Below are 17,536 nucleotides of genomic sequence, written 5' to 3' on the forward strand. Positions count from 1 at the left end.
GGTTCAACGCCACGCCATAACGGTGGGAAACCAACGTCGCTTGAAGGGTTGACCATGCACCGATACAGCCGCCGCCGATGGCGACCGGCAAGGCGCGCCCTTCAACGCTCAAGGAGAGAGTTTCCGATGACATCGTTCCCGAAGCCGGCGTCGAAGCTGATCGTTGCGGCGCTGCTCGCCGGTGGCGCCACGCTGGCGCTCGCCGTCCCCGCCGCTGGGCGCGACCGGCAGCAGCCGGCCGCCAATGCGCCGCCGCAGCTTCACCTAAGTCCCGCGGCACTCGCTGCGGCCCGGCCAGCGCAGGCGGCAGTTCAGGCCAACAACCCGGCCGCGGCCGAGCCGCTGGTCGCCGCGCTTGAAGCGGCGTCGACGCTCGACGGGGACAAGTATGTCGCCGCGCTGCTTCGCTATCAGCTGGAATCGCAGAAAGCGCACGCGGCGCAGGTCGCGAACCCGCGTGCCACGGTCGACGAGGCATCACAGGCCGCGCCGCTCGATTCGCTGATTGCCAATCCGGCGACGCCGGCGGCCGATCGCGGCAAGTACGCTGCTCGGCGCGGCGAGATCGCCTATGCCGTGCGTCAGTATCCGCAGGCGATCCAGTTCTTCACCCAGGCGCGCACGCTCGGCTTCACCGACGCCAACCTCGATCTCGCGATCGTCAAGGCCAAGATCGACAGCGGCGATGTCGCTGGCGGCACGGCCGAGCTGGAGCATATCATTGCCGCGTCGACGGCGCGCGGCGAACGGGCGCCGGTGGAGTATTACCGTTATGCGATCGGGCGGTCGAACAAGGCCCATCTGACTCAGCAGACCGTGGCGTGGATGAACCGCTACGCCGCCGCCTATCCGGTCGGTCAGACCTGGTACGAGGTGCTCGTAACCTATGGTTTTCAGCAGGATGCGACAGCGCGGCTCGACAATCCGCAAAAGATCGACCTGTTCCGCCTGATGCGCGCGACCGGGGGGTTGGCCGACCAGTATTTCTACATCGAATATGCACAGAAGGCGCAGAATGCGGGGCTGCCGCTGGAAGCCCAGGCAGTGCTGCGCGAGGGGTTGGCGAACGGCAAGATCCCGGCCGCCAATACGGAGGCGCGCGCGATGCAGGTCGAGCTGACCCGCGCGATCGCGGCCGAAGGGTCGCTGGTGCGGCTCGAGACGCAGGCTAACGCCGCCGCCAACGGTCAGCTGGCGGGCCAGACGGGCGATGCGTATCTGAGCACCGGCAATTACGCCAAGGCGGCGACGCTGTATCGCACCGCGCTGACCAAGGGATCGGTCGACGCCGACACCATCAACACGCGGCTCGGCATCGCGCTGGCGCGATCGGGCGACAAGGCAGGGGCGCTCGCCGCCTTTGCCGCAGTCCACGGCTCGCCGCGCGCAGACATCGCGTCGTTCTGGACGACCTACCTCAACGCCCCGGCGGCGGCAGCGACCCCCGCCGCTCCTGCCGCACCGTCGCCGGCCCCCGCCGGCAACTGAGGCGCTCAAGCCGGCGCGCCGCCGCGGATCACTCCACGGCAACAGGCACGCCGGCCTCCGCCTTGGCGGTGCGGATGGTCAGCGAGGTTTTTACGCTGGCGACGTTGGGTGCGGCGGTCAGGCGCGTCGTCAGCATCGTCTGAAAGGCGTTGAGGTCGGGCGCGACGATCTTCAGGATGAAATCGATCTCGCCGTTCAGCATATGGCATTCCCGCACCTCCGGGATCGAGGCGACGTGCGCCTCGAACGCGGCGAGATCGTGCTCGGCCTGACTGCGCAGCGACACCATCGCGAACACCGTGATCGGGTAGCCCAGCCGCGGCGCGTCCAGCGCCGCGCGATAGCCGCGGATCACGCCCGCCTCCTCCAGCGCGCGGACGCGGCGCAGGCATGGCGGGGCGGTCAGCCCGACCCGCGCCGCCAGCTCGACATTGGTCATGCGGCCATCGCCTTGCAGCAGCGCCAGGATCTGCCGGTCGATCCGGTCGAGCACCATGTCCCACTCCTGCGCACAAAATCGGCCATCGCTACGCCGATAGCCTGTAAGAAAATTGCGCGGCACGCAATCGTCCCACATTGCGACTGGGCGATCCCGGGAACGGTTCTCGCCGCCGCACTCGCACGTTAAGACTTGGTTGACCGTTACAGGCGTTGCGCCGGAGAAGGACTTTCGCACGTGCGCTTCGACGACAGCTTGGCGACCGTACTCGCCGCCGACGCCGCGGCCGGGGTCGGTGCGCAGTCGGCCTGGCGGCAGCTCGTCGATCTGGTCGGACGGGGCAGGGTGCCCGACATCGGCGCGGCGATCGCGCGGCTGCGCGACCTGCGCGATGACGTCCCCGCCGCGGTGCGTGCCGCCAGTGGCCGCGCCCTTGCCGGGGTCGACGCGCCCGCGGCGCTGGTCCGGTTTTTTGCCGAGGACGATCTGGCCGCCGCCGCGCCGATCCTGCGCACTGCCATGCTGACCGGCGATGATTGGCTGGCCCTGCTACCGAAGTTGACGCCCGCCAAGCGATCGGTGCTGCGCCATCGCCGCGACCTGCCGCCCGAGGTGGTGCGCGGCCTGGCGAGCTTCGGTGCGACCGACTTCGTGCTCGGTCATGAGGTGGAGGCCGGGGGGTCGGACCCAAAGCCGCCTCTGCCCACCGCGACGCCGTCGCCGGCTGTCGAAGCGCAGATCGCGCGCCCACCGGCCCCGATGCCAGCGGTGCAACCGGAGGTCGCGCCCGCGCCGGTCGATCTTGAGCCGGCTCCTTTCGTCGCGATCGGCGAGGTCGCGCGCGCGCTACCCGTCGTCGCGGAGGCGATGCGGCAGGCGGCCGACCCCGCGCGCTTCGAAATCGCCGATATCGTGGCGCGGATCGACGCCTTCCGCCGCGACCGGCCCGAGCCTGCGCAGGTGGCCGCGACCCCTGCGGCGGCCGATCGCTTCGATTTTCACACCGACGCCACGGGCGTGATCCGCTGGGTCGAGGGCGTCGCTCGTGCGCCGCTGATCGGCGTCGACCTAACGCGTACCGAGCCGCAGGGGGTGGTGGAGGTCGGCAGGGAGGCTGCGGCTGCATTCAGGGCGCGCGGGCGCTTCGACCGGGTGGACTGCTGGGTCGCGGGCGATTCGAGCGCGACCGGAAAATGGCGCCTGTCGGGCCTGCCGCGCTTCGACCGCGGCACGGGCCGTTTCGTCGGCTTGGCGGGCGTCGCGCGCCGCGTCGCCGAGCCCGCCCCGATCGCCACCGGTGCGGACTCGCTGCGCCAGCTCGTCCACGAGCTGCGCACCCCGGTCAACGCGATCGCGGGCTTTTCGCAGCTGATCGGCGCGGCGCTGCTCGGCCCGGTGCCGCCGGTCTATCGCGAGCGCGCGCAGCTGATCGAGCGCGAAGCCGGGGGGCTGACCACAGCGATCGACGACCTCGACACCGCGGCGCGAATCGAGAGCGATGCGCTCGACCTGCGCCCTGCCGTGCTCGACCTCGCGCCGCTCCTGACCGAAGCCGTCGCCAACGTGCAGCCGTTCGCCGCCTATCGCCGGGTCACGCTCGCCGCGGAGACGCAGGCGGCGACGGTTCGCGCCGACGACCGCCTCGCGCGGCTGCTGCTCGACCGCCTGCTCCTCGCCGCGCTCAGCAACGCCGAGCCGGACGAGCGGCTGCGCGTCCAGCTGCTCGTCAAGGCGAAGGGGGTCCGCCTCCACATCACGCGGCCCAGGGCGCTGACGGTCGGCAGCGGCGACGCGCTGCTCGCGCTCGATGATGCGCCGGCGGGCGAGGGCGGGCCGCTGCTCGGCGCCGACTTCACGCTGCGGCTGGTGCGCGACCTCGCGACGGCGCTGGGCGGCGCATTCGCGATCACCCCCGATCGCTTGACTTTGCGACTCCCCGCCGCCGTAACATCGAAGATGGAGCGGGCGGCGGCGCAGTGACGGACGGGCGTGCGGGGATCCCGCGCGGTCACCGGCCGTTCGCCCCCCGGCGGGGGCCGCCCGTGCGCTGGGCCGCCGATTTCGGTCGCCGCTTCATCGTCTTCGTCGATGTCGAGGAGGAGTTCGACTGGTTCGCACCGCTCGACCGGGCGCAGCGGGCGACGACCGCGATGCGCGCTTTCCCCGCGGCACACCGCCGCTTCGTCGAGGCCGGCGTCGGGCTGACCTGCATGGTCGACTATCCGATCGCGACCGATCCCGATGCCGTCGCGGTCCTGCGCGATGTGGCCGCCGATGGCCGCTCGGCGATCGGGGCGCAGCTTCATCCGTGGGTCAACCCGCCGCACGATGAGGCGGTGAGGCCGTTCGCCAGCTTCCCCGGCAACCTGCCGCGCGCGCTGCAGGCCGCCAAGCTGGCCGCGCTGAACGACGCGATCGACGCGGCGTTCGGCTCGCGGCCGCTGGCGTTCAGGGCCGGGCGCTATGGGCTGGGGCCCGACAGTTGGGCGCTGCTGGCAGCGGCAGGCTATCGGCTCGATAGCTCGGTGCGCGCGCGGTACAGCTATGCGGCACAGGGCGGTCCGGATTACGCGGCGATCGGGCCCGGCGCCTTCCGGGCGGGCGGGCTGATCGAGCTGCCGCTGACCACCGTCTTCACCGGCGCCCTGCGCGGCGGCGGGGCGGGGCTCTATCGCGCGCTGGGTATGCTGCCGCGCGCGCGGGGGGCGGCGGCACGCGCCGGCCTGCTTCAGCGCGTCGCGCTTACGCCAGAGGACATGCCGATCGGCGCAGCGCTGGCGGCGGTCGACGCGGCGCTGGCGGCGGGCGTCGAACTGCTCGCCTTTTCCTTCCACTCGCCGTCGCTGGAGCCCGGACACACGCCCTACGTCCGCAATGCGGCGGGGCTGGCGGCGTTCTGGCGCTGGTGGGCGGCGATGCTGGATCGCCTCGCGGCGCGCGGCGTGCGCGCGGCGTCGCTGGCCGAGGTGCTGGCGGCGGCAGGGTAGGGTGGTCGGGGAGACAGGATTCGAACCTGCGACATCCTGCTCCCAAAGCAGGCGCGCTACCGGACTGCGCCACTCCCCGGCCGGATGCCGACGCCGGTAGCGGAGCTACCGTCGACGCGCAACCGGCCGGACCCGTTGGGCGGTGCAGCCGAGCCTCTCCGACAATGCGGCCGGTCGATCGGCCAAAGGACAGGCGGTCAGAACAAGCTTGCCGCGGCGGGTCTGTCGCGCGCTGTTGCTTGCGTTCAAAGGGCCGTCGCGGCAAAGCCGCGCCGTCAGTCGCACTGCGTGCGCTGGCCGACTTTGTGCGTACCGCGCGTAGCTTCGCTGCGAGCGTGCGCGCGGCGGTGGGGCCTGTAGCTCAATTGGTTAGAGCTGGCCGCTCATAACGGCTAGGTTGCGGGTTCGAGTCCTGCCGGGCCCACCGCGCGGGCGACGTAGGCCGCGCGGGCGCGGGATCTGCCCAAGCACGGCCGGCGGCGCTTGGGCGCTGTACGACGCGGCTTTGCCGTGCCGTGCCGACGCAACTCAGCGCATGTTCCCCAGCGTCACATCCGCCGCATTGGCCACATTGCCGCGCTCGTCATGCAACTGATCGGCCGCGTTGCGCATCGCGTCGGCGGCGCTGCGATTGGCATCGTCGTTCGCCTCCGCCTCCAGCGTGGCCGCCCGGTTCTCCAGGCTCGCCTCCAGCGCGGCGGCGTTGGTCTGGACAGCTTCCGCCGCGGGCGAGCGCCGGTGGCATGCGGTGAGCACGGCCATGCCCGTCATCAGCAGTGCGACCCGGATCTTCATGCAAATCCCCACTGCCCCAAACGGAAGCGGCGCCCGCATCGAGTAGATCACCCGATGCGAGCGCCGCTCGATTACAGCTTCTTGCGAAAGCTTACATCGCGTTCCCGTTACCGGCAGCGACATTCGCCTGCACGGCCGGGTTGGCGGCGGGGCCAGCGTCGGCGGCATTCGACGCCATGGCATGCTGGTTGTCGGCGAGGTTCTGCACCGCGTCCGCAGCGTTGCCGGACAGGTTGTCCGCCACCGCGTCGTTAGTGTCGGCCGCGTTTTCCAGGTTGGCGGCAGCAGGGTTCTCGTCGTGCTTGTTGCACGCGCCGAGGGTCAGCAGACCGGCGGCTGCGACCGCAAAAACAATCTTCTTCATGTGGAGCTCCCAAGATCATCGTCAAGGCGATCGGCCCCCGCCGCTCGCTGGATGAATGGATGGCGGCAAAGTGGCGGCGCGTCAATTCCCAATCACTTAGTAGGTAAACGGTTCGCCGCATTTCTGCCTTAATTGCGATGCGGTACGGGTCCGATCTCCTCCGGCGCATTGGCGACGATCGCCAGCATGGTCGTCCACGCCGCCACATTCTGCCGCAGTTGCGCCGGATCGATCCGCTCCAGCGTATCGTCAGGCGTATGGTGCGTATCGAAATAGCGGGTGCCGTCCTGATTCAGATCCACCGACCCGACGCCGAGGGCGATGGTCGGACCGACATCGGTCCCGTCGCCTGCAGGATCACGCCCGCGGGTGATGCCGAGCGGGGCTAGCGCCGACTGCAGCCGGTCCGTGACGACGCTCGCACCTGCAGGAAGGTTGACCTCGAACCGCCAGACGCGATCGGCGCCGAAATCGCTCTCCTGCGCGGTTGCGTGCCGCTCGGCCCCGTGAACGCGGGCATACTCGCGTCCGCCAAAGCCGCCCGGTTCTTCCGCGCCGAACCATACCACCCGGATCGTGCGCCGGGGCCGCGGGCCGTCGAGCAGGTGCTTGGCCGCCGCCGTCGTGATCGCGATCCCGGCGCCGTCGTCGATCGCGCCTTGGCCCAGGTCCCAGCTGTCGAGATGGCCGCCGATTAAGACGATGCCCGCCGCCGGGTCGCTACCCGGGACTTCGGCGACGACATTCCCCGACTCGCCCTCGCCGGCGAAGTGCGGCGTCAGCGTCAGGTGGAGCGTGATCGGCCGTCCCCGCGCCGCCATCCGCTCCAGCAGCAGGGCGTCGCTGACCGACAGGGCGGCGGCGGGAATCGGCTGGACGCCCGTCGGCCAGTTCGTGCCCCCGGTGTGCGGATTGCGGTGGGCGTCGGTGCCGACCGAGCGGATGACCACCGCGACCGCGCCCTTGCTCGCCGCCAGCGCCGGGCCGACGAAGCGCGCCGCGCCAAACGCGCCATAGCTGGACCCGTCCTGCGCCGGCTCCATCGCGTTGCCGATATAGGCGATCTTTCCCGTCAGACTGCCCGCCGGTGCAGCCTGCAACTCGCCGAAGGTCCTGAACACCGCGACCGGCGCGGTGACACCCGCCTCCGGCGTCGCGCCCGAATTGCCGAGCGCGACCAGCGACAGCCGCTGCGGAAAGGGCGACACGACCTCCGCCGTCTCCTGCCCGCGCAGCCAGACGGGCATGCGATAGGTTTCGATATGGACGTTGCGGAAGCCCAGCGAGCGCAGTTTCGCGACGGCCCAGGTCCTGGCGCGCGCCTCCGCCTCCGTCGCCGCCAGCCGCTGTCCGACCTCGGTCGTGATCCCCTCCAGGATGTCATAGGCGACCGTATCGTTCAGCGCCGCATCGCGCAGGCGGGCAACGGCCGGATCGACAGGTTGCGCGGCCGGCGGTGCGGCGCGCCGGCCGGCAGGTTGAACCGGGGCATTCTGCGCCGCAGCGGGTGCGGGGAGAGCGAGCGCGGCGACGGCCGCGAGCAGGGAGCGCTTGGTCATGGCGGCGGCGTAAGCTGCGGCGCGGCGTTTGCCAACGGGGGTGGCGCTGTCTACATGCTCCGGTACTTCCAGCATCTGCAATCCGGAGCGTCAGCGACCATCATGGCCGTCCAGTATACCTACGTCATGAAGGGTCTGACCAAGACCTTCCCCGGCGCCAACAAGCCCGTGCTCAACAACATCCACCTCCAGTTCATTCCGGGCGCGAAGATCGCGATCATCGGGCCGAACGGGTCGGGCAAGTCGACGCTGATGAAGATCATGGGCGGCATCGACGCCGATTATGTCGGCGAAGCCTGGGCCGCAGACGGTATCCGTGTCGGCTATCTGCCGCAGGAGCCGCAGCTCGATAACAGCAAGACGGTGATCGAAAATGTCCGCCTTGGCGCGGGACCGGTGGTGGGGATGATCGAGCGTTTCAACGCGATCTCCGCCGAGATGGGCGATCCGCAGGACGACACCGACTTCGACGCGCTGATGGAGGAGATGGGCGATCTCCAGGCGAAGATCGACGCCGCCGACGGATGGTCGCTCGACAGCCAGCTGGAGCAGGCGATGGAGGCGATGCGCTGCCCGCCGTCGGACTCGGCAGTCACCAACCTGTCCGGCGGCGAGAAGCGCCGCGTCGCGCTGGTCCAGCTGCTGCTGTCGAAGCCCGACATCCTGCTGCTCGACGAACCGACCAACCATCTGGACGCGGAGAGTGTCGGCTGGCTGGAGAACCACCTCAAGGACTATGCCGGCAACGTCATCCTCGTCACCCACGATCGCTACTTCCTCGACAATGTCGTCAACTGGGTGCTCGAACTCGATCGCGGCCGCTACTACACCTATGAGTCAAACTACTCCGGCTACCTGGAGAAGAAGGCCAAGCGGCTGGAGCAGGAGGAGCGCGAGGAGCAGGGCAAGCAGCGCGCGATCGCCGACGAGCTCGCCTGGATGCGCCAGACGCCCAAGGCGCGCCAGACCAAGAGCAAGGCGCGCATCCGCAATTTCGAGCAGCTGATGGAGGCGCAGGAGAACCGCACCGCGGGCAAGGCGCAGATCCTGATCCAGCTGCCCGAGCGCTTGGGCGGGAAGGTGATCGAAGCCAAGGGGCTGACCAAGGCCTATGGCGACAAGCTCTTGTTCGACGGGCTCGACTTCACGCTGCCACCGGGCGGGATCGTTGGCGTGATCGGGCCCAACGGCGCGGGCAAGTCGACGCTGTTCAAGTTGATCACCGGCCAGGAGCAGCCCGACGGCGGCTCAATCGAGGTCGGGTCGACGGTCAAGCTAGGCTATGTCGATCAGAGCCGCGACGATCTCGATCCTGCCAAGAACGTCTGGCAGGAGATTTCGGACGAGCTGGAGGTGTTCCGCTTCGGCAAGCAGGAGCTGGGCACGCGCGCCTATGTCGGTGCGTTCAATTTCCGCGGCCCCGACCAGCAGAAGAAGGTCGGTCAGCTATCCGGCGGCGAGCGCAACCGCGTCCACATGGCCAAGATGCTCAAGGAGGGCGGCAACGTCCTCCTCCTCGACGAGCCGACCAACGACCTCGACGTCGAGACGCTGCGTGCGCTGGAGGAAGCACTGGAGAGCTTCGCCGGCTGCGCGGTGGTCATCAGCCACGACCGCTTCTTCCTCGATCGCCTCTGCACCCACATCCTTGCGTTCGAGGGCGACAGCCACGTGGAGTGGTTTGAGGGCAATTTCGAAAGCTATGAGGAGGACAAGCGGCGGCGGCTGGGCGACGCCGCCGACCGTCCGACGCGGCTGGCGTACAAGAAGCTGACGCGGTGACTGATTAGCGGTTCAACGTCCCGAAGATCTCGATCAAAACTCTCGCGGACGTTCCGGTCGGCGGCGGCGCAGTTGATCGAAGTGGAGCAGCGTCTCGGTCACTGATCGTGAGATAGCGGCGGATGGGTCGCCGGAGCAGCCCGATAGAAGCTTGGCCGAATCGTTGGACGTGCAAGCTCCAGCGCGCAACGCGGCATGCGCTCGCGGGTCTATTGCTTCACAATCCGGCAGTCTCAATCGACAAACCGTCGATCGTCGCCGACGCGATCGGCTGCCCGAACGCTACTAGGTCACGTTCCTTGAAAGCCGCTCCGGCCGGCGTCCAAAAACGGTGGATCACGCGATTGCCGACATTTGCCACCCAATATTCCGGAACGCCCGCGCGGGCGTACTGCCTCAACTTCCGGCCCAGATCGATCCGCAGCGTCGTATCGGATACCTCGATAACGAGGGGAACCGTCGCCACCGGCACGAAGCCGTCGCCGTCGGGCTCGCTCGTCAGCATGACGTCCGGCTCGGGCCGGTCGTGGCGGGACAGGCTGAGCGTGAACTCACAAACCGGGCGATAGCGCGATCCGAGATGAAGCAGGCGCGCGAGTAGCGCATCGTACAGGCGCATCTTGACCATGCCGTGCGGGCGGTGTTGCGCATTCACGAAATACACCTCTCCGTCGATCAGCTCGGTCTTGCGATAAGCGGCGAACGCACCGTGCCGATCAAGCAATGCGAAATCATCGGCGGTGAGCTTCGCCCGGCGCAGCGAGGTGTCGATGGGCAGTAGTTCGGTCACGATCGCCTTCTAACACAAGCGGGCGGTCATGTAAGGCAGCGAGCGATGGGTCGACCGAGCAACCTCGACAAGAGTTTGGCCGAGTGGCTGGACGGGCATGATCCCGCGGCTGCCGAGGGTCCGGGCAGCATCGCCGACGTGCCGCGCGTTCGCGTGCTGCTCGTCGCCGCCGCGCGGGAGGGCAGGGCGCTGAGCTACAGCGAGCTGCTCGGCCAGCTCGGCCACCGCTTCACCCGGCCCAAGATGCGCGCTCTGTGCAAAACGCTCGACGCGATCGACACCGCCGGTGCGGCGGCGGGAGAGCCGCCGCTGGCGGTGCTGGTGGTGCGTGAGGGTGACGGGCTGCCCGGGCAGGGCTGGTGGGTCGGGGCGGCGGCGCGATCCGGGTATGCGGGCCAGTGGACCGGCCCCGGCGCGACGGCGCTGGTGCGGGCCGAACAGGCGCGGGCGTTCGCCTATTGGGACAGCGCTTTGGTCGGCACCTTCAGCCCCGCGATCGTCGCCGAGGCGAGCGGCTCGCCGAAGGGAACTTGCCGCCGCTCCGCATAGGTGTCGCCCGATGGCCCCCACATCTGGTGAACCATGCGTCCATTCGCGTCGACGACCCAGTATTCGCGCACCCCGCACCGGGCATAGAGCCGCGCCTTGCGGCCAAGATCGTTCTTCAGCGTCGAGTCGGACACCTCGACCGCCAGGGCCGGCTTGTCGAGCGGGAGGCCCGTGCGCTCCGGATGATCGACGCCCACCGAGACGTCCGGCTCCGGCACGCTGTCATCCGCCATGTCGACGCTGCCCGAGGTGTAGACGATCAGGTCCGACGCGAGCGCGCGCAGGGCGAACCCCAGCTCAATGGTGAAGAACGCCGTCGTCTTCGCGTGCCACGCCCAGACCGAGTTCGCGACCCAGATCTCCCCCTCGATCAGCTCGGTCTTCGCAAAGCCCTCGAACGCACCGGCTTCGGTCAGCGTCCAGAAGTCGCGCGCCGTCAGGTTCGCGCGTTGAACATCGGTGCTGATGGGCAGCTGCGCCGTCATGCGCCGCAGTCTAGCAGGCCGGCGAACGGCATCAACCGGCGGTCAGCTACTCACCGCACCCGCTTGACCCAGAGGCCATTCTCGCGCCGCTCGACCTGAAAGCTGTCGACCGCCTCGATCAGGTCGCTCAGCCGCTTGAACCCGTAATTGCGGGCGTCGAAGCTGGAGCGGTTACCGGCGAGCTGCCCTAGCCCTGACAGGCTGACATAGCCCCGCGCGTCGCGCTTCATGGCGTCATAGGCATCGACCAGCAGTTTGACCAGTTCAGGGTCCTTACCGGGCGCTAGCCGCGCTTTGATCGGTGGGGGGAGCGCCTCGCCCAGCGGGTGCGTATCGAACGCTGTCTCCTGCGCCGGCTCCGGCGACGGTACAGGTTCTGGCAGCGGCAGCGGTTGCTCGTCGGGCCGTTCCGCGCCAATCAGCGCGGAGACATCGATGAAGCGCGTGCACGCGTTCTGGAAAGCCTGCGGAGCGCGCCCCGTCCCGAAGCCGTAGACCGGCAGTCCCTCCTGCCGCAGCCGTGTCGCCAGCGGCATGAAGTCCGAATCGGACGACATGATCCCGAACGCATCGATTCTGGCGCGGAACATCAGGTCCATGGCGTCGATCGTCATCTTCATGTCGGTCGCGTTCTTGCCCTTGGTGAGGTCGAACTGCTGCTGCGGCTCGATGCCGAAGCGGACCAGTTTCTCGCGCCAGCCGTTCAACCCCGGCTTCGACCAGTTGCCATAGGCGCGCCGGACGTTGACGGTGCCGAGCTCGGCAAGCACCGTCAGAACCGGGTCAATCGCGGCGGGTTGAGCGTTGTCGGCATCGATTAGGAGCGCAACGTTGCGAGGCGTGTCGGGCATCCTGGCCTTGTGGGGTGCTGCAACGCCGGACGCAACGCGGTTGGCGGGGCAGATCCTTTATCAATCGGTCGGGTAGACGATCAGCGTCACCTCATATTCCTTCTCGCCCGCCGGCAGCGTCACCCGACGCAGGTCGCCGACACCGGCGCCGCGCAGTGCCCGGGCGACTGGCGAATTCCAGCCGACCAGCCCCTTGCCGGCATTGGTCTCGTCATCGCCGACCAGTGTCACCATCCGCTCGCGCTCGTTCTCATCGACGATCGTCACCGTCGCACCGAACCAGACGCGGCCGCGGTCTTCCTGCCGGGCGGGATCGACGACCTTGGCCGCTTTCATCCGCTTTGACAGCCAACCCAGGCGGCGGTCGATCTCGCGCAGCCGCTTGCGCCCGTAGATATAGTCGCCGTTTTCGGACCGGTCGCCGTTCCCGGCCGCCCAGGCGATCGTCTCGACCAGCGCCGGGCGCTCGGTCGCGAACAGCTGTTCATATTCGGCGCGGAGCGCGGCCAACCCAGCCGGCGTGATGTAGTTCGGACGCTGTTCCACCAATAAGGTCAGCCCGGCCGCCGCCCCAGATACCAGCTGAGGTTTGCCGGCCCGTGCGAGACTGCGCGATCGGGGCGCATCAGGTCGTACACCACCGCGTTCTCCAGCACGCGCTGGACATAGTTGCGGGTTTCCTGGATCGGGATAGCTTCCACCCAGTCGACCATGTCGACGGTGCCGGTGCGTGGGTCGCCGTTGGCGCGCAGCCAGCGGTTCACATTGCCCGGCCCCGCATTATAGGCCGCGATCGCCATCGGGTAGCTGCCGTACAGCGCGTAGACTCGCCGGAAATAGCTTGCGCCCAGCTTCATCGACAGGTCGGGGTTGCTGGTCAACTCGTCGGGGCGATAGCTGATGCCGATCTGCCCCGCGATTTCATGTGCGGTGCCGGGCATCAGCTGCATCAATCCCCGCGCCCCGGCGCGGCTGATCGCGGTCCGGTTGAACTGGCTCTCCTGCCGCGCGACGGCGTGGATGATCGTCCAGTCGCCTTCATAGCCGCTCGGCACCGCCACGGTCGGAAAGCCGGCGGCGGAATAGTCGGACAAGCCATTCACCAGCGCGCTGCGTCCAATCATCACGCCGAGATCGGGCCGCTGCAGTTCGCGGGCGAGATCGGCTGCCAGCAGATGATCGGTGTCGGATTTTGCATCGAGCGCGATCTGGCGGAGGAACACCGTCTGATCCTCGTACAGCCCGGCCGCGCCCAGGAACCGCGCCGCGCGCACCATGTCACGTTGGCCAAACGCCAGCCGCATCAGCGGCTCCACCCGCTGGGCCGTCATCGGCGGCGGGGCGGTCAGGGGACGGCCGAGGTGTTCGGCCGCGAGCTGCCCGTAATATTGATCGCGAAAGGCCGCCGTCGCCGCCCACAGCCGTGCCGCATCGACCCGCAGCCCCGCGCGTTCCGCCGACCGCGCCGCCCAATAGGCGCCTTTCGACCGGACCGACGGAGTCGACGAGCCGTGACCATAAAGGTCGAACAACGTCATCGCGTCAGCTGGTCGCCCGAGCTTCAGCGCCGCCTGCGCCGCCAGCCAGGCTAGGTCGGTATAGGCGTCGCGCTCCGCATAGGTTTTGCTCGTGACGTCGGTTTCGGGTGCATAGGCCTGATCGACCTGCCGGCCGATGTCATAGACTGTCTGCCACTGCCCCTCCGCCACCGCCCCGCGCGCGACGGTCAGCAGCAGCTCCAGCCATCGTGCCGGGTCACCGGGGACGCTCGTCAGCCGCCGCGGCTGCGCCAGCCAGGCGCGCGCGCTCGGGCCGGCGCCATTGGTCCGCAGCCAGGTTGCGCGATCGGCGACATAGCCCGCGTCACCGCCGTACAGCGCCTGCGTCGTCGCGGCGACGTCCGATGCGTCGGCCGCGTTGCTGCGCAACGCCAGCCGCGCGGTCAGGACGCCACGCCGCTCTGACGCCACCAGCGGCAGCACCCGTGCCGCCGCACCGGTCTGCCCCGCCCACAGCAGCGCGTCGGCACGCGCCGCATGGTCGCTCTGAGCGAGTTCGCCGCCGAAGGTCGTCAGCACATAGCTCTCATCGGCGGGCGACAAGGCGCCGCCACGCCACGCCGACCGCGCTGCTTCGATCGATCGCGCCCGGTCGCCACCGGCGATCAGCGCGCGTGCAAAGACGACGCGGCCGCTGCCGGTCTGCGGTGGAAAGGCTCGGAAATACTGTATGGCGGCGCCCGGCGCCGCCGCGCCGGCCTGCGCTTCCGCCGCGCGCCGGATCGCCGCCTCGCCGGGCCAGCCCGGATGCGCGAGCAGAAAATGCGCATAGCTGTCGAACGTTAGCTGGCTGGTGTCCGACACCGACCGCCATTCCGCCAGCGCCGCGGCGATCCCGGTATCGGGCGCGGGCGCGGCGGCGACCGGCTGCGGCGCCGCGGGACCCTGCATCCCCGACCCGCCGACGCCCGCCAGCGCAGCGACGAGGAATGTGGTCTTCAGCGGGCTGGCGAACATGTGGACAGGATAAGGCGTGCGCCCTTATCTGTCGTGAACAAAATGGCCGGGCGCGTCCGGCGGGAGCCTTTCAGATGTTCGCCGGTTCGATTCCTGCGCTCGTGACGCCGTTCGAGCAAAACGGCAGCTTCGCGGAGGCCGCGTTCCGCGATCTGGTCGAATGGCAGATCGCCGAGGGATCATCGGCGCTGGTCGCCTGCGGCACCACGGGCGAAGCGGCGACCTTGCCCAAGGACGAGCATTTCCACGTCGTCCGCGTCTGCGTCGATCAGGCGCGGGGGCGGGTGCCCGTGATTGCGGGCGCGGGCTCCAACGACACCCGGGTCGCGGCGGAGAACCTGGCGGCGGCCAAGGCGGCGGGGGCCGACGCCGCGCTGATGGTTCCGCCCTATTACAATCGCCCGAACCAGGAGGGTATCGTACAGCATTTCGCCGCGCTGGCGGAGCAGGCGGCGCTGCCGATCATTCTCTACAACGTTCCCTCGCGCACCGTTACCGACATCCAGCCAGAGACCGTCGCGCGCATTGTCGCGGCGAACCGCGCGATATTCGTCGGCATCAAGGACGCGACCGGCCAGCTCCAGCGCGTGTCGGAGCATCGCGCGCTCATCGGCCCGGACTGGATACAGCTGTCGGGCAACGACGACCTCGCGCTGCCGTTCAACAGCCTGGGCGGGGTCGGGTGCATCTCGGTGACCGCCAATGTCGCACCGCGGCTGTGCGCCGCGTTGCAGACCGCCTGCGCCGCGGGCGACCACGCCGCCGCGCGCGCCCACCACGACCGGCTGTTCGCGCTCCACACGGCGCTGTTCAGCGACGCCTCGCCCGGTCCGGTCAAATACGCGCTCAGCCGCGTCCGCCCCGCTACCCCCCGCGGCCTGCGCCTGCCCATGACCTGGCCTGGCGAACCATCGCAGCGCGCGGTCGATGCGGCGCTGGCCGCCGCCGGTCTTCTGGAGCCGATCGCATGAACCTCGTCACCGGCCACCTCACCCGCCTCGCCGACTTCTCGGGCCGGGAGAACCGGCAGCCATTCTGGCTGTGGGTGCTGATGATCTATATCGGCCAGACGATCCTCAACACGATCGTGATGATCCCGCTGATGCTCCACATGTTCTCGTCGATGCAGGCGATGACCGGGCAGGACCCCGATTATCTCAACCGCCATCCCGAGATCGCGCAGCAGCTCGTCATGTCGGCGATGCTGCCAATGATGCGGACGCTCGTAATCGCCGGAATGGTCATGGGGCTGATCGCGGTCGGGCTGATCGCGGCGGCGGTGGTGCGGCGGCTCCACGACGGGAATCGCTCGGGCTGGTGGGCGGCGCCGCTGCTGGTGGCGCAGGTCGTCACGCTTACCCTCTACCTCATCGCCATTCCGCACTTCCTGTCCGTGGTGAGCACCATGGGGCCGCAGACCACCCCCGACCAGGCCAACGCTGCGATGGCGTCGGTGATGCCGGTCTTCCTGTTCGCGATGCTGTCCGGCGTGATCGGCTTCGGGCTGATGATCGTGCTCATCATCCAGCTCGCGTCGCGTGGAACGATCGGACCAAACCGCTACGGCGACGATCTGCTGCCACCGCCGCAGGTCTGGCGGCAACCGCAATGGCAGGGCGGCCCACCGCCGCAGTGGCAGGGCGGCCCACCGCCACAGTGGCAGGGCGGCCCACCGCCGCAGTGGCAGCCGCCTGCACCGCCCCCGCCGCCGTCGCCGGCGCGGATCGTGCGGCCCTGGGGCGATCCGCCGGCCCAGCTCTGAGCTCCCGGCCCCGGGCTTCCGCCCAGAGCCTTTCGCGCGCGCGCCGAACCGCCTACAGGCTGCGGCCATGGCCCGACCCAAGCCCGCCGTGTTCGACAAGCAGAAGATCGTCGCCGAGAACCGGCGTGCGCGCTTCGACTATGCGGTGGAGAGCACCTACGAAGCGGGGCTGGCACTGACCGGGACCGAGGTGAAGTCGCTGCGGTTCGGTGAGGGGTCGATCGCCGAATCCTATGCCGACATCCAGGACGGCGCGGTGTGGCTGATCAACGCCAACATTCCCGAGTTCAGCCACGGCAACCGCTTCAACCACGAGGCGAAACGGCCGCGCAAGCTGCTGCTCCACGAACGCGAGATCAACAAGCTCCACGGCGCCGTCGCGCGCGAGGGGATGACGCTGGTCCCGCTCACCGTGTATTTCAATGCCCGCGGCCGCGCCAAGGTGGAGATCGCGCTCGCCAAGGGCCGCAAGGCGCACGACAAGCGCGAGCACATCAAGGAGCGCGAGTGGAAGAAGGAAGCGGGAAGGCTGCTGCGTGAGCGTGGCTGAGCCCGCGCTCGAGCCGCGTACCGGAGGCGGAATCGGCGGCTGGCTGCGGCGGCACGTCCCGACGCGTGAGAGCATCGGCCGCAACCGGCTCCTGCGGCCGGTTGCGCACCTTATCCTGAAGCCCGATCTGTGGCGGTTCAATCGCCGCTCGGTGCCCCGCGCCGCCGCGGTGGGCGCGGTGTGCACTGTCCTGTTTCCCGTCGCGCACATGCCCGCCGCCGCACTGGCGTCGGTGCCGGCGCGTGCCAACGTTCCGCTGGCGGTAGTGATCACCGTCCCCGGGCTCTTCATCTTTCCGGGTATCCTCTACGTGGCGCGCCAGATCGGCCATTTCGTCCTGCGCCTCGACCGCGATGTTCCGGGGCGTCCCATCGCGGCGAACGTCCACATCCATCATGGCTTTCTCGCCTGGCTAGCAGCGAACGGGCCGGCGGCGATCGTCGGACTGCTGATCCTGGCGCCGGTGCTGGCGATCGCCTGCTACGCGCTCGCGGCGTGGCTGTGGCGGGTCAGGGTCGGCCGGCGCTGGCACCGGCGGCGGCGTGTGCGAGCGTAATTGACCGGCGCGTCCGCCCGGCTAGAACGCTGCGCATCGATCCTCTCCGCGTCTTCGTGGAGC

18 protein-coding genes and 2 tRNA genes are annotated in these 17,536 nt (G+C 69.1%); 10 read left to right on the forward strand and 10 right to left on the reverse strand.

The annotated features are described in order from the left end of the window. The first annotated feature begins 126 nt into the window (after positions 1-126). On the forward strand, positions 127-1,488 hold the full coding sequence (locus tag ACP2AD_RS08260) for a hypothetical protein (RefSeq protein WP_425229598.1): 1,362 nt from the start codon (positions 127-129) through the stop codon (positions 1,486-1,488). A 28-nt stretch (positions 1,489-1,516) separates the two neighbouring features. Here ACP2AD_RS08260 and ACP2AD_RS08265 read toward each other — a convergent pair whose 3' ends face one another. Then, positions 1,517-1,984, reverse strand: a complete 468-nt coding sequence (locus ACP2AD_RS08265) for an Lrp/AsnC family transcriptional regulator (protein ID WP_425229599.1) — start codon at positions 1,982-1,984, stop codon at positions 1,517-1,519. Between the two features lie 180 nt (positions 1,985-2,164). Here ACP2AD_RS08265 and ACP2AD_RS08270 point away from each other — a divergent pair, with 180 nt between their 5' ends. Together ACP2AD_RS08270 and ACP2AD_RS08275 are read left to right on the forward strand one after the other, a co-directional pair. Beyond that, entirely contained in the window at positions 2,165-3,907 is a 1,743-nt protein-coding gene (locus ACP2AD_RS08270; RefSeq protein WP_425229600.1) for a histidine kinase dimerization/phospho-acceptor domain-containing protein, read from the forward strand. A gap of 62 nt (positions 3,908-3,969) precedes the next feature. Beyond that, positions 3,970-4,914, forward strand: coding sequence for a polysaccharide deacetylase family protein (locus tag ACP2AD_RS08275; protein WP_425229601.1), 945 nt, complete (start codon positions 3,970-3,972; stop codon positions 4,912-4,914). Between the two features lie 2 nt (positions 4,915-4,916). Here the strand turns inward: ACP2AD_RS08275 and ACP2AD_RS08280 are convergent. Next, positions 4,917-4,993 (reverse strand) — tRNA-Pro (locus tag ACP2AD_RS08280). 271 nt (positions 4,994-5,264) lie between these two features. Between ACP2AD_RS08280 and ACP2AD_RS08285 the strand changes: the two genes are divergently transcribed. Continuing rightward, a tRNA-Ile gene (locus ACP2AD_RS08285) sits at positions 5,265-5,338 on the forward strand. Positions 5,339-5,442: 104 nt separating this feature from the next. Here ACP2AD_RS08285 and ACP2AD_RS08290 read toward each other — a convergent pair. From ACP2AD_RS08290 to ACP2AD_RS08300, 3 genes are all read right to left on the reverse strand, one after another. Continuing rightward, on the reverse strand, positions 5,443-5,709 hold the full coding sequence (locus ACP2AD_RS08290) for a hypothetical protein (protein WP_425229602.1): 267 nt from the start codon (positions 5,707-5,709) through the stop codon (positions 5,443-5,445). 91 nt (positions 5,710-5,800) lie between these two features. Beyond that, a complete protein-coding gene (locus tag ACP2AD_RS08295; protein WP_425229603.1) occupies positions 5,801-6,073 on the reverse strand; it encodes a hypothetical protein in 273 nt (90 codons plus the stop codon). 128 nt (positions 6,074-6,201) lie between these two features. Continuing rightward, positions 6,202-7,632 carry a M28 family peptidase gene (locus ACP2AD_RS08300; protein WP_425229604.1) on the reverse strand — a complete coding sequence of 477 codons (1,431 nt, stop codon included), beginning with the start codon at positions 7,630-7,632 and terminating at the stop codon, positions 6,202-6,204. 102 nt (positions 7,633-7,734) lie between these two features. Here ACP2AD_RS08300 and ettA point away from each other — a divergent pair, with 102 nt between their 5' ends. Next, positions 7,735-9,414 carry an energy-dependent translational throttle protein EttA gene (gene ettA / locus ACP2AD_RS08305; protein ID WP_425229605.1) on the forward strand — a complete coding sequence of 560 codons (1,680 nt, stop codon included), beginning with the start codon at positions 7,735-7,737 and terminating at the stop codon, positions 9,412-9,414. A gap of 217 nt (positions 9,415-9,631) precedes the next feature. On the opposite strand, the gene ACP2AD_RS08310 is transcribed toward ettA, so the two are convergent. Then, a complete protein-coding gene (locus ACP2AD_RS08310; RefSeq protein ID WP_425229606.1) occupies positions 9,632-10,204 on the reverse strand; it encodes a Uma2 family endonuclease in 573 nt (190 codons plus the stop codon). A gap of 45 nt (positions 10,205-10,249) precedes the next feature. Between ACP2AD_RS08310 and ACP2AD_RS08315 the strand changes: the two genes are divergently transcribed. Next, complete coding sequence (locus tag ACP2AD_RS08315; protein WP_425229607.1) at positions 10,250-10,753, forward strand: ribose-phosphate pyrophosphokinase; 504 nt, start codon at positions 10,250-10,252, stop codon at positions 10,751-10,753. Here ACP2AD_RS08315 and ACP2AD_RS08320 read toward each other — a convergent pair. Genes ACP2AD_RS08320 through ACP2AD_RS08335 form a run of 4 tightly spaced genes read right to left on the reverse strand, consistent with a single transcriptional unit; the run spans position 10,660 to position 14,605 of the window. Beyond that, positions 10,660-11,238 carry a Uma2 family endonuclease gene (locus ACP2AD_RS08320; protein WP_425229608.1) on the reverse strand — a complete coding sequence of 193 codons (579 nt, stop codon included), beginning with the start codon at positions 11,236-11,238 and terminating at the stop codon, positions 10,660-10,662. The genes ACP2AD_RS08315 and ACP2AD_RS08320 overlap by 94 nt on opposite strands. Before the next feature lie 50 nt (positions 11,239-11,288). Continuing rightward, positions 11,289-12,089: an NYN domain-containing protein gene (locus ACP2AD_RS08325; RefSeq protein WP_425229609.1), complete on the reverse strand. Its 801-nt coding sequence runs from the start codon at positions 12,087-12,089 to the stop codon at positions 11,289-11,291. A gap of 60 nt (positions 12,090-12,149) precedes the next feature. Then, positions 12,150-12,635 (reverse strand): transcription elongation factor GreB, encoded by a 486-nt coding sequence (gene greB / locus ACP2AD_RS08330; RefSeq protein WP_425229610.1) that lies wholly within the window; start codon positions 12,633-12,635, stop codon positions 12,150-12,152. Positions 12,636-12,643: 8 nt separating this feature from the next. Continuing rightward, positions 12,644-14,605, reverse strand: coding sequence for a lytic transglycosylase domain-containing protein (locus ACP2AD_RS08335; protein WP_425229611.1), 1,962 nt, complete (start codon positions 14,603-14,605; stop codon positions 12,644-12,646). A 74-nt stretch (positions 14,606-14,679) separates the two neighbouring features. On the opposite strand from ACP2AD_RS08335, the gene dapA reads away from it, so the two are divergent. From dapA to ACP2AD_RS08355, 4 genes are all read left to right on the forward strand, one after another. Further along, positions 14,680-15,576: a 4-hydroxy-tetrahydrodipicolinate synthase gene (dapA, locus tag ACP2AD_RS08340; RefSeq protein ID WP_425229612.1), complete on the forward strand. Its 897-nt coding sequence runs from the start codon at positions 14,680-14,682 to the stop codon at positions 15,574-15,576. Then, positions 15,573-16,367, forward strand: coding sequence for a DUF805 domain-containing protein (locus ACP2AD_RS08345; RefSeq protein ID WP_425229613.1), 795 nt, complete (start codon positions 15,573-15,575; stop codon positions 16,365-16,367). The genes dapA and ACP2AD_RS08345 overlap by 4 nt, the downstream gene beginning before the upstream one ends. A 67-nt stretch (positions 16,368-16,434) precedes the next feature. Beyond that, positions 16,435-16,917 (forward strand): SsrA-binding protein SmpB, encoded by a 483-nt coding sequence (gene smpB / locus ACP2AD_RS08350; protein WP_425229614.1) that lies wholly within the window; start codon positions 16,435-16,437, stop codon positions 16,915-16,917. Continuing rightward, positions 16,910-17,473, forward strand: coding sequence for a DUF2062 domain-containing protein (locus tag ACP2AD_RS08355; RefSeq protein WP_425229615.1), 564 nt, complete (start codon positions 16,910-16,912; stop codon positions 17,471-17,473). The genes smpB and ACP2AD_RS08355 overlap by 8 nt, the downstream gene beginning before the upstream one ends. Positions 17,474-17,536: the final 63 nt, after the last annotated feature.

The sequence above is a fragment of the Sphingomonas sp. genome, assembly GCF_965248875.1.
Classification (GTDB): Bacteria; Pseudomonadota; Alphaproteobacteria; order Sphingomonadales; family Sphingomonadaceae; genus Sphingomonas.

Coding starts and splice junctions, on each gene's coding strand:
- dapA (WP_425229612.1), top strand. CDS start 14,680: ATGTTCGCCGGTTCGATTCCTGCGCTCGTGACGCCGTTCGAGCAAAAC.
- smpB (WP_425229614.1), top strand. CDS start 16,435: ATGGCCCGACCCAAGCCCGCCGTGTTCGACAAGCAGAAGATCGTCGCC.
- ACP2AD_RS08335 (WP_425229611.1), bottom strand. CDS start 14,605: ATGTTCGCCAGCCCGCTGAAGACCACATTCCTCGTCGCTGCGCTGGCG.
- ACP2AD_RS08290 (WP_425229602.1), bottom strand. CDS start 5,709: ATGAAGATCCGGGTCGCACTGCTGATGACGGGCATGGCCGTGCTCACC.
- ACP2AD_RS08345 (WP_425229613.1), top strand. CDS start 15,573: ATGAACCTCGTCACCGGCCACCTCACCCGCCTCGCCGACTTCTCGGGC.
- ACP2AD_RS08320 (WP_425229608.1), bottom strand. CDS start 11,238: ATGACGGCGCAGCTGCCCATCAGCACCGATGTTCAACGCGCGAACCTG.
- ACP2AD_RS08295 (WP_425229603.1), bottom strand. CDS start 6,073: ATGAAGAAGATTGTTTTTGCGGTCGCAGCCGCCGGTCTGCTGACCCTC.
- ACP2AD_RS08325 (WP_425229609.1), bottom strand. CDS start 12,089: ATGCCCGACACGCCTCGCAACGTTGCGCTCCTAATCGATGCCGACAAC.
- ettA (WP_425229605.1), top strand. CDS start 7,735: ATGGCCGTCCAGTATACCTACGTCATGAAGGGTCTGACCAAGACCTTC.
- ACP2AD_RS08300 (WP_425229604.1), bottom strand. CDS start 7,632: ATGACCAAGCGCTCCCTGCTCGCGGCCGTCGCCGCGCTCGCTCTCCCC.
- ACP2AD_RS08260 (WP_425229598.1), top strand. CDS start 127: ATGACATCGTTCCCGAAGCCGGCGTCGAAGCTGATCGTTGCGGCGCTG.
- ACP2AD_RS08265 (WP_425229599.1), bottom strand. CDS start 1,984: ATGGTGCTCGACCGGATCGACCGGCAGATCCTGGCGCTGCTGCAAGGC.
- ACP2AD_RS08315 (WP_425229607.1), top strand. CDS start 10,250: ATGGGTCGACCGAGCAACCTCGACAAGAGTTTGGCCGAGTGGCTGGAC.